This is a genomic window from Agreia sp. Leaf244 (assembly GCF_001422695.1).
Taxonomy (GTDB): domain Bacteria; phylum Actinomycetota; class Actinomycetes; order Actinomycetales; family Microbacteriaceae; genus Agreia.
The window spans coordinates 63,267-83,734 of record NZ_LMLX01000002.1 but is presented as its reverse complement, the minus strand read 5'-3'; the positions used below and the strand labels follow the sequence as shown (position 1 = coordinate 83,734).

Below are 20,468 nucleotides of genomic sequence, written 5' to 3'. Positions count from 1 at the left end.
CATTCGGGCCGCGGCTCGTGGCTAGAATGAGGTGTTCCACCTGCCGGCGTGGCGCAATTGGTAGCGCACCGCTCTTGTAAAGCGGGGGTTACGGGTTCAAGTCCCGTCGCCGGCCCCACTCCTGAGAAGCCCGTCGGATCCATCGAGATCCGACGGGCTTCTCGCGTAAGCGATCGCGCCGAATCGACTCTCTTCTCATAGGAAGAGGTATTAGCCGTGTCGTTCTATAGATTGCGCCGCGAGAGCCGGTCGGTGACGGTGCGCGTCGTTGTCGTGGCCGCCATCCTCGCCATTCTCGTGGGGGCGGGCGTCGCCGTCGCGGTCATGTCGATGTCTGCCGACGCTCAGCACGGCCAGTCGACTCCGAGGCCCACGCCCAGCGTCGAGCCAGTCGAGGCCGTCGAGGTCGTCGTCCCCGTCGACCCGCAGTTGGCCGCGGCGCGGACCGAGGCCGCGACCACGGTCGAGCGAGTGCTTCCCCTCGCCAACAATGCCGCGGGCCTGGCATCTGCCGACTCCATCGCCGCGCTGCAGCGCGACGTGGCCGGCCTCGACACCGCATCGAGGGTCGGCTCGCAGCCCGATCTGGATGCGGCGGGATCCGCGGTGCAGGCGTCCCTCGCCGCGTTCGGCACGAGCGCGGCCGAGACCTGCGAGGCCCAGCTCGCGGCCGGCGCCGGTGGCGCCCCGTGGGCGGCCGAGGCCACCGACCCGTGCGCTGCGGTGAGAGGCGCGCTGGATGCGAGTGCCGATGTCGTTCCTGCGCTCACCGAGCTCGAGGCCGTCGGCGCCCCGTCGGTGTCGTAGCTCAGGCCCGAGAGGCGCTGCGGCGGTCGACGCCGAGTGAGACGAGCAGGATGGCCACGCCCACGATCGACAGGCCGATTCCCACCCAGGCAGGCGCGATGTATCCGAAGCCCGCCGCGATGACGACGCCGCCCAGGAACGCGCCGAGTGAGTTGCCGAGGTTGAGGGCCGAGTGATTGAGGGCTGCGGCGATCGACTGTGAATCGTGCGCGACATCCATCAGCCTGGCCTGGATGGTGGGTGACGCCGCCGACACGAACGCGCCGATGAAGAAGATCGAGATGAACAGCCCAGGAGCGCTGGCGGCGGTGAGGCCGAATGCGAGGCAGGCCAGGCCGATGCCCGGCATGAAGATGAGCAGCGACCGCGCCACAGACTTGTCTGCGGCCCAGCCACCGATGAAGTTTCCGATGGTCATGCCCACACCGAAGGTCACGAGTACGAGCGGCACGACCGCTGCGCCGAGTCCCGTCACGTCGGTGACCACCGGCGCGATGTAGCTGTAGACGGCGAACATTCCGCCGAAGCCGATCGACGCCATGGCCAGGGTGAGCCAGATCTGCGGGCGGGAGAAGGCCTTGAGCTCGTTGCGGATCGTGCTCTCGGGGTTGCCGGCCTGGAACGGCACGGTCGCGATGATCGAGACCAGGGTGGCGGCGAAGATCACGGTCACGAGCCAGAACGCGCTGCGCCATCCGAAGTGTTGGCCGAGATAGGTGCCCACGGGAACGCCGACCACGTTCGCGATCGTGAGGCCCGACAGCACGAACGCGACGCCGCGGGCGCGTTTTCCGGGGCCCATCAGGGTGGCGGCGACCAGAGAGGCGATGCCGAAGTAGGCGCCGTGCGGAAGGCCCGAGACAAAGCGGGCCGCGAGCACCCAGCCGAACGAGGGCAGGATCGCCGTGGCGAGGTTGCCGATCACGAAGCAGGCGACGAGAACCGTGAGCAGGCGTTTGCGCGGCCAGCGGGCGGCGGCCGCGGCGATGGTCGGAGCTCCGACGACGACACCGAGCGCGTACGCCGAGATCAGGTGGCCCGCCGTGGCGTTGGCGTCGGCCGAATTCGCGGCGTACAGCCCGGGCAGCAGGTCTTGAGCGATGTTCGGCAGCAGACCCATCGAGACGAACTCGGTGACCCCGATTCCGAAGCCGCCCAGGGCCAGGGCGAGCAATGCCATCCACCGGCGGGAGGGGGAGTAGCGCAGGTGCCCGACGGGCTGTGCGTCGTCTGCTCGGCCGGGCGGATTCTGCGCCGACACCTGTGGCCCTGTTGCGGGCGAGGTCACTCCGAGATCTGTCACAAGAGTTCGATACTAGCCCGCAGAAGACCGGGCGTCGAATCGATTCGAGCGGCGTGCCGTCAGAGCGACGAGAGATGCCGTCGCGGGTCGACCCGGGAGCGGCGCGACGTGCGTGGTCGCTCGGGGTATCGACCGACGTAGATCCACCCGAGCATCTGCTCGCCGGGCTCCAGGCGATGCGCGAGTCGCACGGCGTCGCTGCGGGTGTGGATGCCGGTGCGCCACATCGCGCCGTAGCCGCGCTCGTGCAGCAGCAGGTTGAGCGAATGGGCCACACCGGATGCGACGGCCTCCTGCTCCCAGTACGGCACCTTGAAGCTGGGCCGGGGCGACACGATCACCGCGAGCAGCAGGGGTGCGCGGTAGGCCTTGCGGATGCTCTTGTCTGCGTCACGACCCTCCAGTCCCGCGGCAGCGGCGAGGCTCTCGCCGACGATGCGCCGGGAATCCCCGCGGATCTCGAGGATGCGCCAGGGCGTCATGCCCGAGTGGTCGGCGACCTGCCCGGCGGCGTCGATGAGCTCGAGGAGCTCGTCGTGGCTCGGCGCCTCGTCGGTGACCTTCGAACTCGAGCGGCGCTCGTGCATCGCCTCGAAGACGGATGCCACGCCCTTACTCTGCCGGGTCGAACTCGAGCGAGATCGAGTTCATGCAGTACCGGTCGCCGGTGGGCGTCTGGGGAGCGTCGTCGAAGACGTGGCCCAGGTGGGAGCCGCACGCGGCGCATCGCACCTCTGTGCGCACCATGCCGAGCGTGGAGTCGGTGATCAGCTCGACGGCATCGGTCGACGACGGATCGTAGAAGCTCGGCCAGCCGCAGTGCGAGTCGAACTTCGTGGCGCTGCGGAAGAGTTCCGCGCTGCAGGCCTTGCACCGGTAGATGCCTTCACGGCCCTCGTCGAGCAGCTCGCCGGTCCACGGGCGCTCCGTCGCCGCCTGGCGCAGCACGGCGTACTCGTCGGCCGACAGCTCCGCCCGCCAGTCCTCATCGCTCTTCTGAACGTCGTAACTCATCGACAGGACACTCCTTATCCGCCCCACGATCGCGGCTCCGCGATCGACCAGGGCTTCTTCCATCATCACAGTAAACTTGGCCCCCGTGCCCCTCGAAACCGTACCCACGATCGTGCAGAAGAGCTGGAGCGAGCTGACCACGGAGGAGCTCTACGAGATCCTCAAGCTGCGCACCGACGTGTTCTACGTGGAGCAGAAGGTCGACGAGAGCGAGCTCGACCGCCGCGACAGAGAGCGCACGACCGATCACCTGTGGATCGCGGGGGAGAACGGCGACGTGGCGGCCTATCTCCGTGTGCTTCGCGACGAGGTCGCCGAATACGAAGATGCGCATCGACTGCCGGGCCGCGTCGTCGTCGGCCCCGCATACCGGGGAAGGGGGCTCGCGCAGCTACTCCTGGCGAGGGTCGTCGAGCTCTACGGCTCCGAACCTCTGCTTCTTCATTCGCAGAGCTACATCACCAGCCTCTACGCCCCGTTCGGATTCGTCGCCGTGGGCGACGAGTTCATGGAGGCGGGCATCGCCCACCGCACCATGTACCGCGCCGGTCGCTAGGCATCGCGGCATGCCCGCCTCATTCGGCTGATCCAGAGCATGCGGCCCATAGGATGTTGACGATCGGGGGGCCGGACGGCTCCCGGGCACGAAGTGGAGGCCATGTGGGAGCCGCGAAAGATCTCGACGAGCAACGCACGGGCGACGGCGGAGCGCCGGCCCTCGGTGCTCGCGACATCGCGATCCTGGCTTTCGAGCGCACCTGGTGGAAGCACGCCGGCGTCAAGGAGCAGGCCATTCGTGACGAATTCGGTCTCTCGGCCGCCCGCTACTATCAACTGCTGGGCGCGCTCATCGATTCGCCCTCCGCCCTCGCCCACGACCCCATGCTCATCAAGAGACTGCACCGAGTGCGGGATGCCAGGACGGACGCGCGATCAGTGCGCCTCACGTCCCTCGACGACTAGGACCCAGACCACACCATGGCCAAGCCTGAATCCGACCGCTTCGACACCATCCCGGCAGACCTTCACCGCACGGGTGCCCACCGGGGCCCGCGCCGCAAGGGCCGCGGCTGGATCGCGTTCGCCTGGGCTGCTCTCGCGACCGGAGTCATCGTCGCCGGAGGTGTGGTGGGCCTCGCCATCATCAACGACAACATCCAGTTCGGCGGCATTCTGGGCGGAACGACGGCCTCGACGCCCACCCCGACGCCCACTCCGACACCGACCATCACTCCCATCGTCGATGGGGCCGCCAGCGTCACCATCCTGAACGGCACAGAGACCGTGGGCCTGGCCGCCAGCGTCGGCGACGCCATGCGCGAGGCCGGATGGGCGGGCGTCGGCTCCACCGCCAACGCGAGTGCCACCGACTTCAAGACGACCACGGTCTACTACGTCGATCCTGCGAACGAAGCGGCCGCACTCGGCCTCGCCGACTCCCTGTTCGCCAAGGCCACCGCCGACGCGACGGCGAACGGTGTCACGCTGTCGATCACCTCCGTGCGGGTCGAGCCGTCCGACCAGTTCCAGGGAGCGCAGCTCACCGTCGTGCTCGGTGCCGACTTCGTCGAACCGTCTGCAGACGGCACGACCGACGAGCCCGTCCAGTAGGGCGGGCGGAGGTCGCATTGCGGCCACATATTTCGGTGATGTTTCCGTCGTGTTGAGATGCGGAAACGGATGCCCCGTTTTGCCGGGATCGCCCGCAATCCGGCGAATGCGCTGATTAGTATCGGCCTTGGTCACCCGTGTTTCCTCGGGTGTCCTGACGACACACATTCGGCAATGGGAGTAACAATGGCGAACGGAACCGTGAAGTGGTTCAACGCTGAGAAGGGCTACGGCTTCATCACGGTCGACGAGGGAGGACAGGACGTGTTCGTCCACTACTCGGCGATCGAGATGGGCGGCTACAAGGTGCTCGAAGAGGGCCAGCAGGTCGTCTTCGAAGTGGGCACCGGAGCGAAGGGGCCGCAGGCCGAAGCCGTTCGGCTCGCCTGACCCCTGACGCACTCGACCGCATCGCACCCGCGATGCCCGACACACTGAACGCCGTCCGCGAACGCGGGCGGCGTTCGCTGTTGCGGCTTGCACTCGCCTGCCCTGAGTGCCAATATTGTCTTAGCACTCTCTCCAATGGAGTGCTAATTCTTTGATTGTCTCCGGGAGGGACAGAAACACTTATGGCAAAGATCATTGCTTTCGATGAAGAGGCCCGTCGCGGCCTCGAGCGCGGCCTGAACATTCTCGCCGACGCAGTCAAGGTCACGCTCGGCCCGCGCGGTCGCAACGTCGTCCTCGAGAAGAAGTGGGGCGCTCCCACCATCACGAACGACGGTGTGTCGATCGCGAAGGAGATCGAGCTCGACGACCCGTACGAGAAGATCGGTGCAGAGCTCGTCAAAGAGGTCGCCAAGAAGACCGATGACGTCGCCGGAGACGGTACGACCACCGCAACCGTGCTCGCCCAGGCGCTCGTTCGCGAAGGCCTGCGCAACGTCGCGGCCGGCGCCGACCCGATCACCCTCAAGCGCGGCATCGAGAAGGCCGTCGCCGCAGTGACCGCCGAGCTCATCGCCAACGCGAAGGAGATCGAGACCAAGGAAGAGATCGCCGCGACCGCGTCCATCTCCGCCGGTGACCCCGAGATCGGCGCGCTGATCGCCGAGGCCATCGACAAGGTCGGCAAAGAGGGCGTCGTCACCGTCGAGGAGTCGAACACCTTCGGCACCGAGCTCGAGCTCACCGAGGGCATGCGCTTCGACAAGGGTTACCTGTCGCAGTACTTCGTCACCGACCCCGACCGCCAGGAAGCCGTCTTCGAAGACCCCTACATCCTGATCGTCAACAGCAAGGTCTCGAACATCAAGGACCTGCTGCCGATCGTCGACAAGGTCATCCAGAGCGGCAAGCAGTTGCTGATCATCGCCGAAGACGTCGACGGCGAGGCCCTGGCCACGCTGGTCGTCAACAAGATCCGCGGCATCTTCAAGTCTGTGGCCGTCAAGGCTCCCGGCTTCGGAGACCGTCGCAAGGCGCAGCTGCAGGACATCGCGATCCTCACGGGTGGACAGGTCATCTCGGAAGAGGTCGGCCTCAAGCTCGAGAACGTGACGCTCGACCTGCTGGGCAAGGCCCGCAAGGTCGTCATCACGAAGGACGAGACCACGATCGTCGAGGGTGCCGGCGACGCCGACGCCATCGCTGGTCGCGTGCAGCAGATCCGCAACGAGATCGAGAACACCGACAGCGACTACGACCGTGAGAAGCTCCAGGAGCGTCTCGCCAAGCTCGCCGGTGGCGTCGCCGTCATCAAGGCCGGCGCGGCAACGGAGGTCGAGCTCAAGGAGCGCAAGCACCGCATCGAAGACGCCGTGCGCAACGCCAAGGCAGCCGTCGAAGAGGGCATCGTCGCCGGTGGTGGCGTCGCCCTCATCCAGGCCGGCAAGACCGCTTTCGAGAAGCTCTCGCTCACGGGCGACGAGGCGACCGGTGCGAACATCGTCAAGGTGGCCATCGACGCCCCGCTGAAGCAGATCGCTCAGAACGCGGGCCTCGAGCCCGGTGTTGTGGCCGAGAAGGTTCGCAACCTGCCCGTCGGACACGGCCTCAACGCCGCGACCGGCGAGTACGTCGACATGCTGGCCGCCGGCATCAACGACCCGGTGAAGGTCACGCGCTCCGCGCTGGTCAACGCCGCGTCGATCGCCGGTCTGTTCCTCACCACCTCGGTGGTCGTCGCAGACAAGCCCGAGAAGGTTGCGGCCCCGGCCGGCGACCCCACGGGTGGCATGGACTTCTAAGTCCCTCGTCTGAACAGACTCAGGTCTGACTAGACAAGACACAAGCGGGCGGCTCCCTCGGGAGTCGCCCGCTTCGTCGTTTCTAGACGGCGAACATACGCACGTTCTGCATCTCGACGTCGGCGTAGGTCTGCGCGGCCGCCGACAGCGCCTGGGTGATCGAGGCCAGGCTCTCTTCGACCCGGGTCTGGGTGCCTCGCCAGTCGGCCACGACGGCCTGGAAGGCGACGGCGGCCTGGCCCGTCCAGCTGCCCTCGAGCGAGGTCAGCTGACCGTGCATGGCGGCGACGTCGGCCTGGATGCGTTCGATGGTGCTGCGGATGGACGATGCACTGGCGCTGACGGCCTCGCTGTCGACCTGGTACTGGCTCATGATGGATGCCTGCTCTTTCGTCTGGCTGCGGTGGTACCGACCGGTCGGTCGGCAGCTGCAACGGTAGACGGGCGAGCGAGCGCGTCAGGAGGTCGAGGCGGGGCCTGTGGATGACGCGGCGGGGGCCTGCTCGATGAGGAGAGGAAGAGAGACGCGGAAGGTGGCTCCGCCGCCCTCGGTCTCGAGGGCCCGCACCGTTCCTCCGTGCGCAGCGACGATCGAGGACACGATGGCGAGGCCGAGGCCACTGCCACCCGTCTCGCGTGTGCGAGAGCTGTCGGCTCGCCAGAAGCGCTGGAAGATCTTCTCGCGGATCTGCGGAGGGATGCCCTCGCCGTGGTCGATGACGTCGACCGTGGCCAGCCTGGCGGCCTCGTCGACGCTGACCGCGAGTTCGATCGGGCTGTCGCTCGACGTGAACCGGAGCGCGTTGCCGATGAGATTGGCGAGCACCTGCCGGATCTTGTTCTCCTCCGCCATCACCAGAGGCTGGATGGCGTTCTCGTCGTCGGTGTTCTCGAGCTCGAACGACGGAGTCACCGTGGCGGGCAGCACTACCGGGTCGGAGGAGGCGGAGTTCGGCTGGGTGGGGCGTGCGCTGCGGCGACGGAGCCGGGCGAATGCCGACGAGAAGGGGATCGATCCGGTGGCCGACTGATCGGCGGCGGCCGGGTCACCGGCATCCGGTTCGCCGTCGGTTGTCACGGCGACGGCCGGGTTGAAGGTGATGACCGGGTCTGACGGGCGCGAGGTCGAGACCCGGATGACCCGGCCCGGGCTGGAGGCGCGGGCGTCGAGCGCCGCGTCCATGGCGATGGGGGTCAGGTTGACCGGGCTGAGCTTCAAGGGCTTGGTCTCGTCGAGCCGGGCGAGTTCGAGCAGGTCCTCGACCAGGGAGCCCATGCGGATGGCCTCCTTCTCGATGCGATCCATGGCCTGGCTCACATCGTCGGGCGTCTGGAGGGCGCCCATGCGGTAGAGCTCCGCGTAGCCGCGCACAGACACCAGGGGAGTGCGCAGCTCGTGGCTGGCGTCGCCGACGAACCGTCTCATCTGCTCGATCGTGCGGGCCCTGTCGTCGAAGGCGCGGTCGATGCGACTCAGCATGGTGTTGAGGGATCGGTTGAGCCTGCCGACTTCGGTGTTGGGAGTCTCCACCGCCATCCGTTGGCTGAAGTCTCCGCCATCGGCGATCGCGGCGGCCGTGCGCTCCACCTGGCGAAGAGGCGCGAACGTGCTCGTGACCAGAAGGCGGGTGAGCATGGCGCCCAGCACGACGACACCGATTCCGAACGCGAGGAAGATCGACAGGTAGGTCGTGGTGGTGTCTTCGGTGCCCTCGAGCGACTGGGCGATCACGAGCGTGTTGTTCGTGCCGTAGTTGTCGACGGGCAACACAAGGGCCACGGCGAGCCAGTGGGACGAGCCCTTAGTGCTGGGCACGTCGAAACGCTGCCCGGCGAGAGTTGTCGCCGTCGACATGTCGAGGCTGGTCAGCTTCGGTGCGGCCAAGCCCGTGCCGCTCCAGTTCGTGACGATCGGCTGCGCATCGGCGTCGAGCAGGGCCACGTAGTAGGTGGCGGGGGCGGAGAGCACGTCGTCGTAGTCGAAGCCGCGCGTGTCCGCATCGGGTCCGAGAACCGAGGTGGGCTCGGTGTACGCGTTGATCAGTCGCGTGTCGACCTGCTTGATCAGGTAGTCGCGCAGAACGGTCATGGTGCCGATACCCGACACGATGAGGCCGAACGTGAGCATCAGCACGGTCACGCCGGTGATCTTGTTGCGCAAGGAGATCGCGTTCCAGCGCGTGAGTAGTGAGTGCTGCATGTCGTCCATCAGGTTACGCGAACCTGCTGGAGATGCGCCTTATGCCTTGGAGACCTTCAGCATGTACCCGAAGCCGCGCTTCGTCTGGATGAGCGACTCCTCGGAGTGGGCGTCGAGCTTGCGTCGCAGGTACGAGATGTAGCTCTCGACGATGCCGGCGTCGCCGTTGAAGTCGTACTCCCACACGTGATCGAGGATCTGGGCCTTCGACAGCACGCGGTTGGGGTTCAGCATGAGGTAGCGCAGCAGCTTGAACTCAGTGGGGCTCAGCTCGATGGCCGAATCTCCGACGTAGACCTCGTGTGTGTCCTGGTCCATGGTGAGCTCGCCGGCGCGGATGATCGCGTCTTCGTCGGCCTGCATCGTGCGTCGCAGGATGGCCTTGATGCGGGCGACGATCTCGTCGAGGCTGAAGGGCTTGGTGACGTAGTCGTCGCCGCCGACGGTGAGGCCGGTGATCTTGTCTTCGGTGTCGTCCTTCGCCGTGAGGAACAGGATCGGCGCGGTGTAGCCGGATGCCCGCAGGCGCTTGGTAACGCCGAAGCCGTTCATGTCGGGCAGCATGACGTCGAGGATGATCAGGTCGGGTTCTTCTTCGAGAACGGCCGAGATGGTCTGTGCGCCGTTCGAGACGGCTCGCACGGCGAAGCCGGCGAAGCGAAGGCTCGTGGTGAGCAGATCGCGGATGTTGGGTTCGTCGTCGACGATCAGGATGCGTGGGCCAGTCATAGGCTCAATTATCTGCGGGTTGTCTGGGCGTTGTCTGGGAGTGATTGGGGAACAAAAGTCAACTTTCCTGTGAGCCGGGACGCCCTTGCCGCTTCTCAGCGGGCAGGCTGGGGGCTGAGCTCGTCGGCGTCGAGGATCGTGTAGCTGTAGCCCTGCTCGGCCAGGAACCGCTGGCGGTTCTGGGCGAAGTCCTGGTCGACCGTGTCGCGCGCCACGAGCGTGTAGAAGTTGGCCGACAGTCCCGACTCCTTCGGGCGCAGCAGGCGGCCGAGGCGCTGGGCTTCCTCCTGGCGCGATCCGAACGACCCCGACACCTGGATGGCCACGCTCGCCTCGGGAAGGTCGACCGAGAAGTTCGCGACCTTGCTCACCACGAGGATGGGCTCGGTGCCGTCGCGGAACGCCTCGTAGAGCCGCTCGCGCTCCGCGACGGGAGTGGCTCCCGTGAGAGAGGGCACGCCCAGCTCGGTCTCGAGCTGCTGCAGCTGGTCGAGGTACTGCCCGATCACCAGGATTCGCTCGCCGGAGTGCTTCTCGATGAGCCGCTTGACGACATCCAGTTTCGCGGGCGCCGTGGCGGCGAGGCGGTACCGCTCGTCGTCGGCCGACGCCGCGTACTCGAGCCTCTCGTTCTGGGGAAGGTCGATGCGCACCTCGAAGCACTCGGCGGGGGAGATGAAGCCCTGGGCCTCGATCTCCTTCCACGGGGCGTCGAAGCGCTTGGGGCCGATGAGGCTGAACACGTCGCCCTCGCGTCCGTCTTCGCGCACCAGCGTGGCGGTGAGGCCCAGCCGGCGGCGGGCCTGGAGCTCGGCCGTGAGCTTGAAGACCGGAGCGGGAAGCAGGTGCACCTCGTCGTAGACCACGAGTCCCCAGTCGAGCGCGTCGAGCAGCTCGAGGTGCGCATACGCTCCCTTCCGCTTGGCGGTGAGGATCTGATAGGTCGCGATGGTCACGGGCTTGACCTCTTTGAGCTGGCCCGAGTACTCGCCGATCTCGTCTTCTGTGAGGGTCGTGCGCTTGAGCAGCTCGCTCCGCCACTGTCGGGCGGACACGGTGTTGGTGACGAGGATGAGCGTGTTCGTCTTCGCCGTGGCCATGGCTCCCGCGCCGACCAGTGTCTTGCCGGCGCCGCAGGGCAGCACGACGACGCCCGAGCCGCGCTCGAAGAAGTTGCTGACCGCGAGCTTCTGGTAGTCGCGCAGTGCCCAGCCGTCTTCCTGAAGGGCGATCTCGTGAGGAGTGCCCGGCGTGTAGCCGGCGCGGTCGTCGGCGGGCCAGCCGAGCTTGGTCAGCTCCTGCTTGAGCTGGCCTCGCGCCCATGGGGCGACGGCGTAGGTGTCGGGCGCGCGGCGCTCGACCAGTAGAGGGGCGATCTTCTTGCCGGATGCGATCTGGCTGAGCACCGCGGAATCGGTGGCGCGCAGCAGCAGCCCGCCTTCGTCGTCGCGCTCGATGACGAGGCGGCCGTAGCGCGCGATCGTCTCCTCGATGTCGATGGAGACGGCCTGGGGGATCGAGAACTTCGAGTAGCGCTCGAGCGTGCCCAGGATCTCTGCGGCCTCGTGGCCGGCGGCGCGGGCATTCCAGAGCCCGAGGCGGGTGATGCGGTAGGTGTGGATGTGCTCGGGGGCGCGTTCGAGTTCGGCGAACACGGCGAGCTCGTGGCGCGCGTTCTCGGCATCGGGGTGCGCGACTTCGAGAAGCACGGTGCGGTCGCTTTGGACGATCAATGGGCCAGACGGCATAACGTACGATCCTACCCGCTGAACGGGGTGTCACGCCCGTGGCGGCGGGGGCTTGCGCGTTACGGCGCGGGTGCGACGGCGGTGATGTTGCGCAGGGGAAGGGTGCGCTCGACTCCCGCCTTCTCGTCGATCGCCCGAAGTCGTCCCGCCGCCAGCGACAGCGGCGTCACGAGGAACACCGTGGTCTTGTCGTCGGGCATGCCCACGCTCACCGCGAGGGGGCTCTTGGCCTTGATGGCGACGTCGAGCTGGCGCGCGATCCACGCCTCGGGCGCATCGCCGGCCGCGTGCGCGGACTCGCGCAGACGGGCGACGAGGTCGACGAAGGGGGTGGGGGTCGGCGCGGCCCTCCGCGGTGCGGTGCGCGTGCGAACGGGGGCGAAGGTGGCGCCGGATGCCCGCTCCGCCACGACGGGGTAGCGCGCGTCGGAGATCATCCAGAACATCGTGTCGAACGGGAAGCGGCTGGTGAGGCGGTCTGCGCCGTCGTGCTCGAGCCCGAGCGAGGCGAGGCCGTGGTCGACGGCGAGCGTGCTGAGTAGCGAATCGTCGTCGCTGCGCACATAGCTCGCGATGCCGCGTGCCTCGTCGTCGGGGCTGCCCGCTCCCACCCGCAGCCGGCCGTAGCGGGAGCTGGCCTCGGTGACGAGGTACTCCACGGGCTGGGGAACACCGGTGAGCGAGACGGAACGGAAGAACGAGAGGATGCCCTCGGCGGTCTCTCCCTCGGCCAGGGCGCGGGTCACGCTGGCGGCCGAGATGCGGTAGGTGGATGCGAGGCCGCGGCCCTCGATGTCGGCCAGCGTTCTCAGCCGCACGTCGACATCCGGAGTCAGCGGACCGGGCGCGATGACCGTGAGGTCGTGCTGGAGGTACACGTTGGAGACCTCTGCGGGCAACAGTGCCGCGGCCACGCTCGACAGCGGCTCCGTGGTGTTGTCGAGCAGGGCTCGTGCGGCGGCGCCGGGGTAGCCGTTCGCGGTGATGCCCAGGTATTCGGCGCTGTCGAGCACGAAGGCCACGCGACCGCGCAGGGCGTCTCCGCCTGCCGGATAGAGGTAGGCGATGGTGCGCTGCGCGTCTGCGCCCCACGGTCGGCGGCTGCGCGAGCGCAGAACCCCTCCGATGTCGTCGGCGAGTGCGTCGAGCCACGAGGTCGCCAGGGCGACCCATCGATCGGCAGACCCCTTCAGGAGCCAGGGGAGCGCCTCCTCCGTCGTCGACCAGAGAAGATCGTCGAGCGTCACGAGGCCGGCGCGGCGGGCGATGCGCAGCAGCGCGTCGAGGTCGTTGGGCGCGATGGCGAGCGAGGCCAGAAGCCGCTTGGCGTCGGGCGCGGCCACGCCGCCCTTGGCCAGTTCGCGCACGGGCATCGTGCGCAGTTCGTGGATGAGCTCCGCGATGCCGGCGGTCGCCGTGAACGCGCGCTCCGCCGCCATCCGGTCGCTCGTGTCGCGCTGCTGGGCCCGGTCGGTGTCGGCCGGCGGGGGCTCGGTGGCGAGCTGCTCGGGCGACGGAAGACCGCGGTCGGGCCACGACTCGAGAACGCGGGTGACGGCATCCAGAGCGTGCCCCGGCGTCTCGCCGTCGGTGAGAAAGAGGCGCGCTGCCGGCTCGAGGTCTGCCGGGTCGGCGTCGGGCGATGGATGCGCGAGGGCCGCGAGGGTGCGGCGGGGCAGGGCGGCGAGCGCCGCGTCGATCGACGCGGGGTCGAGGAGCCTGTCGGCGAGGTCGAAGAAGTCCTTGATGCCGCGGGCGTCGTGGAGCCTCAGTGAGGCGAGCGCGACGAGGTGGTCGTCGTCCAGGAGCTGGAGTCGACCGGCGAGAGCGAGAGTGTCGCTCATCGAGGCTTCGGTGCCTCCTTGGCGCGGCGGCGGAGATTCGTGAAGAGCAGCACGAGGATCAGCACGAGGCCGATCGGGAGGCCGATGAGGGGGAAGATCACCACAGCCGGCCAGACGCCCTGCGACAGTGCCTCGCCGCGCACTCCCGCCAGGGAGGCGATGAGGAACGCCGCGAAGCAGAGCAGCGACGCCCCGATGATGCCGGCGATCATGTACGCGAGGATGCGCTCGCTGGAGCGAACCGGCGGTGTCTGCTTGTCTGTCACAGGTCCAAGGATACGGTCTCAGCGCGGGGCCGTTAGGCTATCGTGTGCCCGCTAGCCACTTAGCGAGCCGAATTCACACAAGGAGATCCGCGAATGCCTACCGGCAAGGTCAAGTTCTACGACGACGAGAAGGGCTTCGGCTTCATCAGCTCCGATGACGGCTCAGAGGTCTTTTTGCATGCGTCAGCCCTGCCCGCAGGTACGACGGTCAAGGCCGGCACCAAGCTCGAGTTCGGCATCGCCGACGGCAAGCGCGGCGCCCAGGCCCTCTCGGTGCGCGTGCTCGAAGCCCCGCCCAGCCTCGTGAAGCTCAGCCGCAAGCCGGCCGACGACATGTCGATCATCGTCGAAGACCTCGTGAAGGTGCTCGACGGAATCGGAACGAACCTCAAGCGGGGTCGTTACCCCGACACGGCGCACAGCCGCAAGATCGCTGCGCTGCTGCGCAAGGTCGCCGACGAATTGGACGCGTAGACACCGGTGCAGCACTCCGATCCGACCCCTGACGGCTCGTCCGACGCAGAGGTCGAGCCCGAGACCGAGACTGTCGAAGCCGAGACCGTCGAGACCGAGACCGTCGAGGCGTCCGTGGAGTTCGAGGCAGACCCCGTGCTGCTCGCCGCCGTCGATCAGGCGCGCGCTGCGCTGCTCGAGATCACGCCCGCGTCGACCATCGGCGCGGTCGTGGGGCACACCACCCACGACGAGCACGTGCTCAGCCTGCACTTCGCCTCGCTGATGCCCGGGTACCCCGACTGGCACTGGACGGCGACCCTCTCGCGCATCGACGACGAGAGCGAGCCGAACGTGCTCGAGACCGAGCTGCTTCCGGGCGAGGGCGCCGTGCTCTCTCCGGAGTGGACCCCGTGGTCCGAGCGGCTCGAGGACTACAAGCTCGCCCAGGACGCGGCCGCGCTCGCGGAAGACGACGACGATGAGGACTTCGACGACGAAGCAGATGTCGACTCCGACGACGAGGACATCGAGGACGAGCTCGACCTCGACGACCACATTCTCGACGACGACGTTCTCGACGACGCCGTGCACGAGCACGCCGAGGCCGCCGTTCTCGACGCGTCGGTTCTCGTTCGCGGCGACGACGCGCCTCGTGAGGCCTCGCCCGAGCAGACCGTCGACGTCGACGAAGAGGGCCTCACGGTTGTCGAGCTCGACGACTCCGAGCCCCGCTCGAGCGTCTACTACGACGAAGACGCGCCCGAAGACCTGCGCTGAGGAGCGCCGCCCGTTCCTTGAGCCTGTCGAAGGGCTCCGCGTTCCGTTCCCTGAGCCTGTCGAAGGGCGTCCCGTTCCGTTCCCTGAGCCTGTCGAAGGGCTCCGCGTCCCGTTCCCTGAGCCTGTCGAAGGGCGTCCCGTTCCGTTCCCTGAGCCTGTCGAAGGGCGTCGCGTTCAGTTCCCTGAGCCTGTCGAAGGGCGTCGCGTTCAGTTCCCTGAGCCTGTCGAAGGGCATCTTCCGGCGAGCCAGAACTAAAACGGGCGGAGATCTGACTATCCGACGCGCTATTCGCGTCGGATGTGCGAATCTCCGCCCGTTCTCTGCGTTCAGAGCGCGCCGGCCGAGTAGCGGAGGCCGCCCGCGGCCGCAGCGTATCGAGACCAGCGCAGGGGCGCGTGCTAGAGGTTCTCCACCACGAACTCAATCGACGAGATGAGCGCGCGCACGTCTGACGGCTCGATCGCCACGAAGGTGGCCACGCGCAGCTGGTTGCGACCGAGCTTGCGGTAGGGCTCCGTGTCGACGATGCCGTTCGCGCGCAGAACCTTGGCGATGGCGGCCGCGTCGATCGAGTCGTCGAAGTCGATCGTGACGACCACCTGCGAGCGGTGCTCGGGGTTCGCAACGAACGGGCTGGCGTAGTCGACGCCCTCGGCCCAGTCGTAGAGCGCTGACGACGACTCCGTGGTGCGCGCCGAGGCCCAGGCGAGCCCTCCGTTGCCATTGATCCAATCGATCTGGTTGTCGAGCATCACGAGCGTCGCGATGGCGGGAGTGTTGAGAGTCTGGTTGAGTCGCGAGTTGTCGACGGCGTTCTTGATGCTGAGGAACTCGGGGATGTACCGCCCCGACGCGGCGATGCGCTCGACCCGCTCGATGGCGGCGGGGGAGAAGAGTCCGAACCAGAGGCCGCCGTCTGACGCGAAGTTCTTCTGCGGAGCGAAGTAGTACACGTCGGTCTCGGCCGCGTCGAACTGGATGCCGCCGGCCGCGCTGGTCGCGTCGACCACCGTGAGCGCGCCTGCATCGCCGTGAACCCGCTTCACGGGAGCCATCACCCCGGTACTGGTCTCGTTGTGGGGCCAGGCGTAGACATCCACGCCCTCGACGACCTCGATCTCGCTACGCGACCCGCCCGCTGCGTTGATCACGTGAGGTGCCTCGAGCCACGGAGCCTTCGCGGCTGCGGCGAACTTGGAGCCGAACTCGCCGAAGGTGAGGTGCTCGCTGCGCTTCTCGATGAGGCCGAATGCGGCCGCGTCCCAGAACGCGGTCGAGCCGCCGTTGCCGAGCACGACCTCGTAGCCCTCGGGCAGCGAGAAGAGGTTCGAGAGCCCGTCGCGCACCGATCCGACGAGGTTCTTGACCGGTGCCTGGCGGTGAGACGTTCCCAGAAGAGAGGCGCCGCGGGTGGCGAGGTCGACGAGCTGCTCGGGCCGCACCTTCGACGGTCCGCAGCCGAAACGGCCGTCGGTGGGCAGAAGGGCGCTGGGAATTGTCAGTTCAGGCATGGGGTTAAGTCTAGTGAGCCGAGCCTTACCCACCGTTCTCAAACGTTATGGTGGAGGCGTACGTGCGCAACTTCCTAAGGAGTGATCGTTGGCCGATCTCATTGACACCACGGAGATGTATCTCCGCACGATCCTCGAACTGGAGGAGGAGAACATCATTCCGCTGCGCGCTCGGATCTCGGAGCGCCTCGGCCACTCCGGCCCTACGGTCTCTCAGACGGTCGGCCGCATGGAGCGTGACGGCCTCGTCGTGGTCTCCGGCGATCGTCACCTCGAGCTCACCGGCATCGGCCGCACCAAGGCCGTTCACGTCATGCGCAAGCACCGCCTCGCCGAGCGACTGCTCAGCGACGTCATCGGGCTCGACTGGGAGTACGTGCACGAAGAGGCATGCCGCTGGGAGCATGTCATGAGCGAGCAGGTCGAACGTCGCATCATCGAGATGCTCGATCACCCCACCGAATCGCCCTACGGCAACCCGATTCCCGGCCTCGACGAGTTCGGCGACGCGGCAGCGGTGCCGTTCACCCGCGGCGTGGTCAATCTCCTGAGCCTCGTTCACGGTGCCGTGGGCCCGCAGACCAAGACCATCCGCCGCCTCGGCGAGCCGGCGCAGGTCGACCCCGAGCTGCTGCTGCAGCTCAAGCAGTTCGGCGTCGTTCCCGGCAATAAGGCCGCGTTCTCTCAGGTCGGCTCGTACATCCTCGTCGAGGTCGAGGGCTTCCCCGAGGGCCTCGAACTGCCCAACGAGGTCGCGGGTCACATCTTCGTCGGCATCTGACCGAAGGGCGCGCATTCTGTCTGCGCGCTGGTCGCGGCCTGGCAGCTGGCCGGGCCAGAGTGACAGATGAGGGAGATTCGCATACCCTCGAACAGTTCCCCCGCTCGTTCGGGCGGCGGAGCGCCGGATCAGGATGCGCCCTCCGACTGTCTCCTGCACTACCCGGTCCCGTTCTGCGCCCAGACGGTCGGACATGTCTGCCATTGATGGCGTCGAAGGATCTCAAGCCCCGTGGTCGAACCCGCTGAATCGCACAAGAGCGTCGAGAATCCTCGACGACGACGCGATTCACGCACGGCACCGCCCGCCGCTCCGCTGAGCCGCCGCCAACTGCGCGACCGGGAGCAGGCCGAAGCCGAGGCGGAGGCGCAGCACCGCTCCGCCGCAGCCCAGGCCTCAGCCGGGCTGAGTCGCCGCGAGCTGCGCGAGCGCGAGCTCGACGAGCGCTACTCCGAGCGGCCCGCCGTCGTCGATCGGGTTCCGGATGCCGTGGCCCGGCCAGACGCGCCCGTCGCCCCGGAGCCCGTGGTCGAGCCGGTTCCGGCTGTCGAGCCGGACCCTGTGGTCGACACGGTCCCCGAGCCCGACCCGGAGCCTGTGGTCGACACGGATCCCGTCGTCGAGCCGGAGCCTGTGCTGGAGCCGGAGCCGACTCCCGAGCCGGAGCTGGAGCCGGCGATCGAGTCGGAGCCCGAGTCCGACCCGGAGCCCGTTGTCGTCGAGGCGGCGCCGCCGAAGACCGAGCCTGCCGCCGACGCCCCGATCTCTCGTCGTGGACGCCGCGCCCGCGCCGGTGCCCCCATCGACGTCGACCCGACCGTGACTCCCGAGCCGTCCGCCGAAGTGACGCCGGAGCCGGCGTCCGAGCCAGCCGCTGAGGCGCCGGACGAGCCCGCGGTAGAGCAGGCTCCCGAGCCCGCCGTCGACGAGCGGATGCTCGCGGTCGCCAATCTCGAGACGGTGCCTCTCGAGATCGAACTGGTGGCGCAGCATCCGGTGGTCGAGGGCGAGACCGCCGAGCACATCGCCGCCGAGACGGTGCTGAGCGCCGAGGTCGACTTCGCCGAACCCCACGTGGCACCCGAGCCGTTCACTGCGCTGGCCACGTCTGGAGCCGATGAGGCGTCCAAGCCGGTGCCCATCGCCTCGCCGCGCGTGAGACGCTCCGTGCCCGTCGCCGAGCTCATGTCGTCGTCGAGCGGAACGTTCGTGTCGCACGCCCGCTCGCAGCCGATCAAGCGCCGCGTTCTGGCCGGCTTCGTGATGATGATCGCCGCCCTGTTCGTGGTGTCGCTGTCGATTCCGTCGTTGGGCTTCGCGACCCCCTCCGACTTCCAAGCGGTGCAGAGCGTCGGAGACGTCACCGACAGCCAGAACCTCTCCGTGGGGGAGGGGCCGGCGCTGAACGCGGTTCGCGACGACTTCTACGCGGAGGGTGCGCCCGGCTCCCTCTATTCCACGACGAACAGCTACGTGTCGAAAGAATCGCAGAAGCTCGCCCAGGAGCTGATGGCGGCCGTCGCGGCCGGCAGGCTCAAGGGGTCGGTGCCCGATCACATCCCCGAGATCCAGGCCCTGGCCGACGGCGTGGTGAAGCCCGACTGCGGAATCGACCTGCGCATCCTGCAGGTGATGGTGATTGCCGTGCGCTCGTTCAACACCGTGGCGGTCAGCGACATCAACCGCAAGTGCACGGGCCAGATCGAGGGCGGCGGGACGAGTTCGTCGCACTACACCAACGGTGGCGGGCATGCCGTGGACTTCTACCTGATCAACGGAGCATCCGTTCCGGGCGCCGACGCGAACACGGTGAAGTTCGCCGAGATCCTCGATCCGATCATGCCGCCCGGCTCGAACCTGGGCCAGGGAGAGTGCCGCTCGTCGGCCGGAATCTCGTTGAATCTGCAGAACTTCAAGGAGTTCAGCGACTCGTGCACCCACATGCATATCGACGTGGGAAACGCGACCGAGGGGCTCAACGTGAACCTCGACACCGACTTCAAGTAGCCGTTTCGGCTGAGGTTCATTCATCTTCTCCGTTACCGATTCGTTAAAAATGTCCTCTGGAAGGTGACAAAACGGTAACGCTCCCGTACCATCGGACGAGTCCAGACGGCCAGATCGCGGCTTTGGACGGCGCCGAGACACCTCTTTCCCCCGTCTCTCGGTGAGCGTGACCCGCAGACAATTCAGTGGGACGGGGCGGCACCCTAGATGCTGCGAGAGGTGCCGGAGGTATAGATCTTGACCGAACTTCGTGAGCCGCTGGACGCCCCGAACGACCAGCAGAACCCGAACACCTCGATCGACACCCCTGCCGGTGTGAGCCACACGGCTGCCGCGCCAGGATCGCGCCGCGAGCGTCGCGAGTCGGAGTCGGACATCGTTCCGTCTGTGCCGCGACCCACCACCGTGGTGACCCGCTCGGCGACGTCGGTGATCGCGGCGCCCCGCGCATCCGCACCCGTCGCCAAGGCGACCGTGAAGACGGCCCCGCCCCGCCGCTTGAAGATGCCGACCCGCCGCAACGTCGCAGGCGGGGTCGTCATGACCTTCGCCCTGGGCCTCATCGCGACGATGGCCCTTCCCGCCTACGCGTTCGGCAACGGCACCGCGGGTTTCGATGCGAACAACTCCGCCGACCTGGCGGGGGCCGCGCAGAGCATCACGGTCGACGACAACGCTGCCGCGCTGGCCGTGAGCCGTGACGCCTACACCGCTCCCACGAGTGAAGAACTGCAGGCAGCGCGCGACGCCGCCGCGGCCGCGGTCGCCGCCACCGAGGCCAGCACCGCCGCAGCCTCGGCTGCCTCCGCCGAAGCACCCGCCGCAGGCACCTTCGCCGTGAACCCGCCCTCCGGCGCCTACAGCGGGCAGGCCGTCGTCGACTACGCCGAGCAGTTCGTCGGCGTCGTTCCCTACAGTGCCGGCGCCACACCCGAGGCCGGTTTCGGATGCGACGGGCTCACCCAGTACGTGTTCGGCCAGTTCGGCATCTATCTGCCGCGCATCGTCGGAAACCAGGCGGCCATGGGCATCCGCGTCTCGCCCGAAGACGCCCAGCCGGGCGACCTCGTGGTGTGGCCGATGTACCACATCGGCATCTACGATGGCGCCGGCGGAGTGATCGACTCGCCCGACTGGGGCCGCATGGTCGAGCACCGTGCACTCTGGGGCAGCTACTACTTCGTGCGCATCGTCTAGACAGAATCGCCGCTGGCCGGTTTG

21 protein-coding genes and 1 tRNA gene are annotated in these 20,468 nt (G+C 67.7%); 12 read left to right on the top strand and 10 right to left on the bottom strand.

The genetic code is table 11. The features are described from left to right. Positions 1-42 precede the first annotated feature (42 nt). A tRNA-Thr gene (locus tag ASF06_RS05215) sits at positions 43-118 on the top strand. 98 nt (positions 119-216) lie between these two features. Then, positions 217-807, top strand: a complete 591-nt coding sequence (locus ASF06_RS05210) for a hypothetical protein (protein WP_157439084.1) — start codon at positions 217-219, stop codon at positions 805-807. A 1-nt stretch (position 808) separates the two neighbouring features. On the opposite strand, the gene ASF06_RS05205 is transcribed toward ASF06_RS05210, so the two are convergent. The 3 genes from ASF06_RS05205 to msrB all read right to left on the bottom strand — a co-directional run bounded on the left by ASF06_RS05205 (position 809) and on the right by msrB (position 3,124). Continuing rightward, positions 809-1,987, bottom strand: coding sequence for an MFS transporter (locus tag ASF06_RS05205; RefSeq protein WP_055928179.1), 1,179 nt, complete (start codon positions 1,985-1,987; stop codon positions 809-811). A gap of 182 nt (positions 1,988-2,169) precedes the next feature. Further along, complete coding sequence (locus tag ASF06_RS05200; protein WP_235500914.1) at positions 2,170-2,718, bottom strand: nitroreductase family protein; 549 nt, start codon at positions 2,716-2,718, stop codon at positions 2,170-2,172. A 4-nt stretch (positions 2,719-2,722) separates the two neighbouring features. Beyond that, positions 2,723-3,124 carry a peptide-methionine (R)-S-oxide reductase MsrB gene (gene msrB, locus ASF06_RS05195; protein ID WP_055944363.1) on the bottom strand — a complete coding sequence of 134 codons (402 nt, stop codon included), beginning with the start codon at positions 3,122-3,124 and terminating at the stop codon, positions 2,723-2,725. Positions 3,125-3,209: 85 nt separating this feature from the next. Here msrB and ASF06_RS05190 point away from each other — a divergent pair, with 85 nt between their 5' ends. The 5 genes from ASF06_RS05190 to groL all read left to right on the top strand — a co-directional run bounded on the left by ASF06_RS05190 (position 3,210) and on the right by groL (position 6,927). Then, on the top strand, positions 3,210-3,680 hold the full coding sequence (locus ASF06_RS05190; RefSeq protein WP_235500913.1) for a GNAT family N-acetyltransferase: 471 nt from the start codon (positions 3,210-3,212) through the stop codon (positions 3,678-3,680). Positions 3,681-3,784: 104 nt separating this feature from the next. Next, positions 3,785-4,087 (top strand): DUF3263 domain-containing protein, encoded by a 303-nt coding sequence (locus tag ASF06_RS05185; protein WP_055944360.1) that lies wholly within the window; start codon positions 3,785-3,787, stop codon positions 4,085-4,087. Positions 4,088-4,102: 15 nt separating this feature from the next. Then, positions 4,103-4,735 carry a LytR C-terminal domain-containing protein gene (locus ASF06_RS05180; protein ID WP_055944357.1) on the top strand — a complete coding sequence of 211 codons (633 nt, stop codon included), beginning with the start codon at positions 4,103-4,105 and terminating at the stop codon, positions 4,733-4,735. Between the two features lie 186 nt (positions 4,736-4,921). Continuing rightward, complete coding sequence (locus ASF06_RS05175) at positions 4,922-5,125, top strand: cold-shock protein (protein WP_044440195.1); 204 nt, start codon at positions 4,922-4,924, stop codon at positions 5,123-5,125. A 182-nt stretch (positions 5,126-5,307) separates the two neighbouring features. Then, entirely contained in the window at positions 5,308-6,927 is a 1,620-nt protein-coding gene (groL, locus tag ASF06_RS05170) for a chaperonin GroEL (RefSeq protein WP_055927470.1), read from the top strand. A gap of 82 nt (positions 6,928-7,009) precedes the next feature. Here groL and ASF06_RS05165 read toward each other — a convergent pair whose 3' ends face one another. From ASF06_RS05165 to ASF06_RS05140, 6 genes are all read right to left on the bottom strand, one after another. Then, positions 7,010-7,300 carry a WXG100 family type VII secretion target gene (locus tag ASF06_RS05165; protein ID WP_055944354.1) on the bottom strand — a complete coding sequence of 97 codons (291 nt, stop codon included), beginning with the start codon at positions 7,298-7,300 and terminating at the stop codon, positions 7,010-7,012. A gap of 84 nt (positions 7,301-7,384) precedes the next feature. After that, positions 7,385-9,127, bottom strand: a complete 1,743-nt coding sequence (locus tag ASF06_RS05160) for a sensor histidine kinase (protein WP_055946176.1) — start codon at positions 9,125-9,127, stop codon at positions 7,385-7,387. A gap of 39 nt (positions 9,128-9,166) precedes the next feature. Continuing rightward, positions 9,167-9,856, bottom strand: coding sequence for a response regulator transcription factor (locus tag ASF06_RS05155; RefSeq protein ID WP_055927476.1), 690 nt, complete (start codon positions 9,854-9,856; stop codon positions 9,167-9,169). A 95-nt stretch (positions 9,857-9,951) separates the two neighbouring features. Beyond that, positions 9,952-11,604, bottom strand: a complete 1,653-nt coding sequence (locus tag ASF06_RS05150) for a DNA repair helicase XPB (protein WP_055927482.1) — start codon at positions 11,602-11,604, stop codon at positions 9,952-9,954. Between the two features lie 59 nt (positions 11,605-11,663). Continuing rightward, complete coding sequence (locus ASF06_RS05145) at positions 11,664-13,448, bottom strand: helicase-associated domain-containing protein (RefSeq protein WP_055944352.1); 1,785 nt, start codon at positions 13,446-13,448, stop codon at positions 11,664-11,666. Beyond that, complete coding sequence (locus ASF06_RS05140) at positions 13,445-13,714, bottom strand: hypothetical protein (protein ID WP_055927487.1); 270 nt, start codon at positions 13,712-13,714, stop codon at positions 13,445-13,447. The genes ASF06_RS05145 and ASF06_RS05140 overlap by 4 nt, the downstream gene beginning before the upstream one ends. Positions 13,715-13,807: 93 nt before the next feature. Here ASF06_RS05140 and ASF06_RS05135 point away from each other — a divergent pair, with 93 nt between their 5' ends. Both ASF06_RS05135 and ASF06_RS05130 read left to right on the top strand, forming a co-directional pair. Continuing rightward, the gene (locus tag ASF06_RS05135) at positions 13,808-14,188 is read left to right on the top strand and encodes a cold-shock protein (RefSeq protein WP_055927490.1); all 381 of its coding nucleotides are present in this window, start codon (positions 13,808-13,810) and stop codon (positions 14,186-14,188) included. A gap of 6 nt (positions 14,189-14,194) precedes the next feature. Next, positions 14,195-14,947, top strand: a complete 753-nt coding sequence (locus ASF06_RS05130; protein ID WP_055944349.1) for a DUF3027 domain-containing protein — start codon at positions 14,195-14,197, stop codon at positions 14,945-14,947. A 399-nt stretch (positions 14,948-15,346) separates the two neighbouring features. On the opposite strand, the gene serC is transcribed toward ASF06_RS05130, so the two are convergent. Then, positions 15,347-16,459 (bottom strand): phosphoserine transaminase, encoded by a 1,113-nt coding sequence (gene serC / locus ASF06_RS05125; RefSeq protein WP_055944346.1) that lies wholly within the window; start codon positions 16,457-16,459, stop codon positions 15,347-15,349. Between the two features lie 88 nt (positions 16,460-16,547). On the opposite strand from serC, the gene ASF06_RS05120 reads away from it, so the two are divergent. The 3 genes from ASF06_RS05120 to ASF06_RS05110 all read left to right on the top strand — a co-directional run bounded on the left by ASF06_RS05120 (position 16,548) and on the right by ASF06_RS05110 (position 20,444). Then, positions 16,548-17,240, top strand: a complete 693-nt coding sequence (locus ASF06_RS05120; RefSeq protein ID WP_055927500.1) for a metal-dependent transcriptional regulator — start codon at positions 16,548-16,550, stop codon at positions 17,238-17,240. A gap of 231 nt (positions 17,241-17,471) precedes the next feature. Next, on the top strand, positions 17,472-19,247 hold the full coding sequence (locus ASF06_RS05115; protein WP_055944343.1) for a hypothetical protein: 1,776 nt from the start codon (positions 17,472-17,474) through the stop codon (positions 19,245-19,247). A 237-nt stretch (positions 19,248-19,484) separates the two neighbouring features. Further along, a complete protein-coding gene (locus tag ASF06_RS05110; RefSeq protein ID WP_055944340.1) occupies positions 19,485-20,444 on the top strand; it encodes a C40 family peptidase in 960 nt (319 codons plus the stop codon). Positions 20,445-20,468: the final 24 nt, after the last annotated feature.

Bases quoted from the DNA above. Each gene is read 5' to 3' on its own strand.
- ASF06_RS05165 (WP_055944354.1), bottom strand. From the start codon at position 7,300: ATGAGCCAGTACCAGGTCGACAGCGAGGCCGTCAGCGCCAGTGCATCG.
- ASF06_RS05180 (WP_055944357.1), top strand. From the start codon at position 4,103: ATGGCCAAGCCTGAATCCGACCGCTTCGACACCATCCCGGCAGACCTT.
- msrB (WP_055944363.1), bottom strand. From the start codon at position 3,124: ATGAGTTACGACGTTCAGAAGAGCGATGAGGACTGGCGGGCGGAGCTG.
- ASF06_RS05175 (WP_044440195.1), top strand. From the start codon at position 4,922: ATGGCGAACGGAACCGTGAAGTGGTTCAACGCTGAGAAGGGCTACGGC.
- ASF06_RS05160 (WP_055946176.1), bottom strand. From the start codon at position 9,127: ATGCAGCACTCACTACTCACGCGCTGGAACGCGATCTCCTTGCGCAAC.
- ASF06_RS05155 (WP_055927476.1), bottom strand. From the start codon at position 9,856: ATGACTGGCCCACGCATCCTGATCGTCGACGACGAACCCAACATCCGC.
- serC (WP_055944346.1), bottom strand. From the start codon at position 16,459: ATGCCTGAACTGACAATTCCCAGCGCCCTTCTGCCCACCGACGGCCGT.
- ASF06_RS05150 (WP_055927482.1), bottom strand. From the start codon at position 11,604: ATGCCGTCTGGCCCATTGATCGTCCAAAGCGACCGCACCGTGCTTCTC.
- ASF06_RS05135 (WP_055927490.1), top strand. From the start codon at position 13,808: ATGCCTACCGGCAAGGTCAAGTTCTACGACGACGAGAAGGGCTTCGGC.
- ASF06_RS05205 (WP_055928179.1), bottom strand. From the start codon at position 1,987: ATGGCATTGCTCGCCCTGGCCCTGGGCGGCTTCGGAATCGGGGTCACC.
- groL (WP_055927470.1), top strand. From the start codon at position 5,308: ATGGCAAAGATCATTGCTTTCGATGAAGAGGCCCGTCGCGGCCTCGAG.
- ASF06_RS05145 (WP_055944352.1), bottom strand. From the start codon at position 13,448: ATGAGCGACACTCTCGCTCTCGCCGGTCGACTCCAGCTCCTGGACGAC.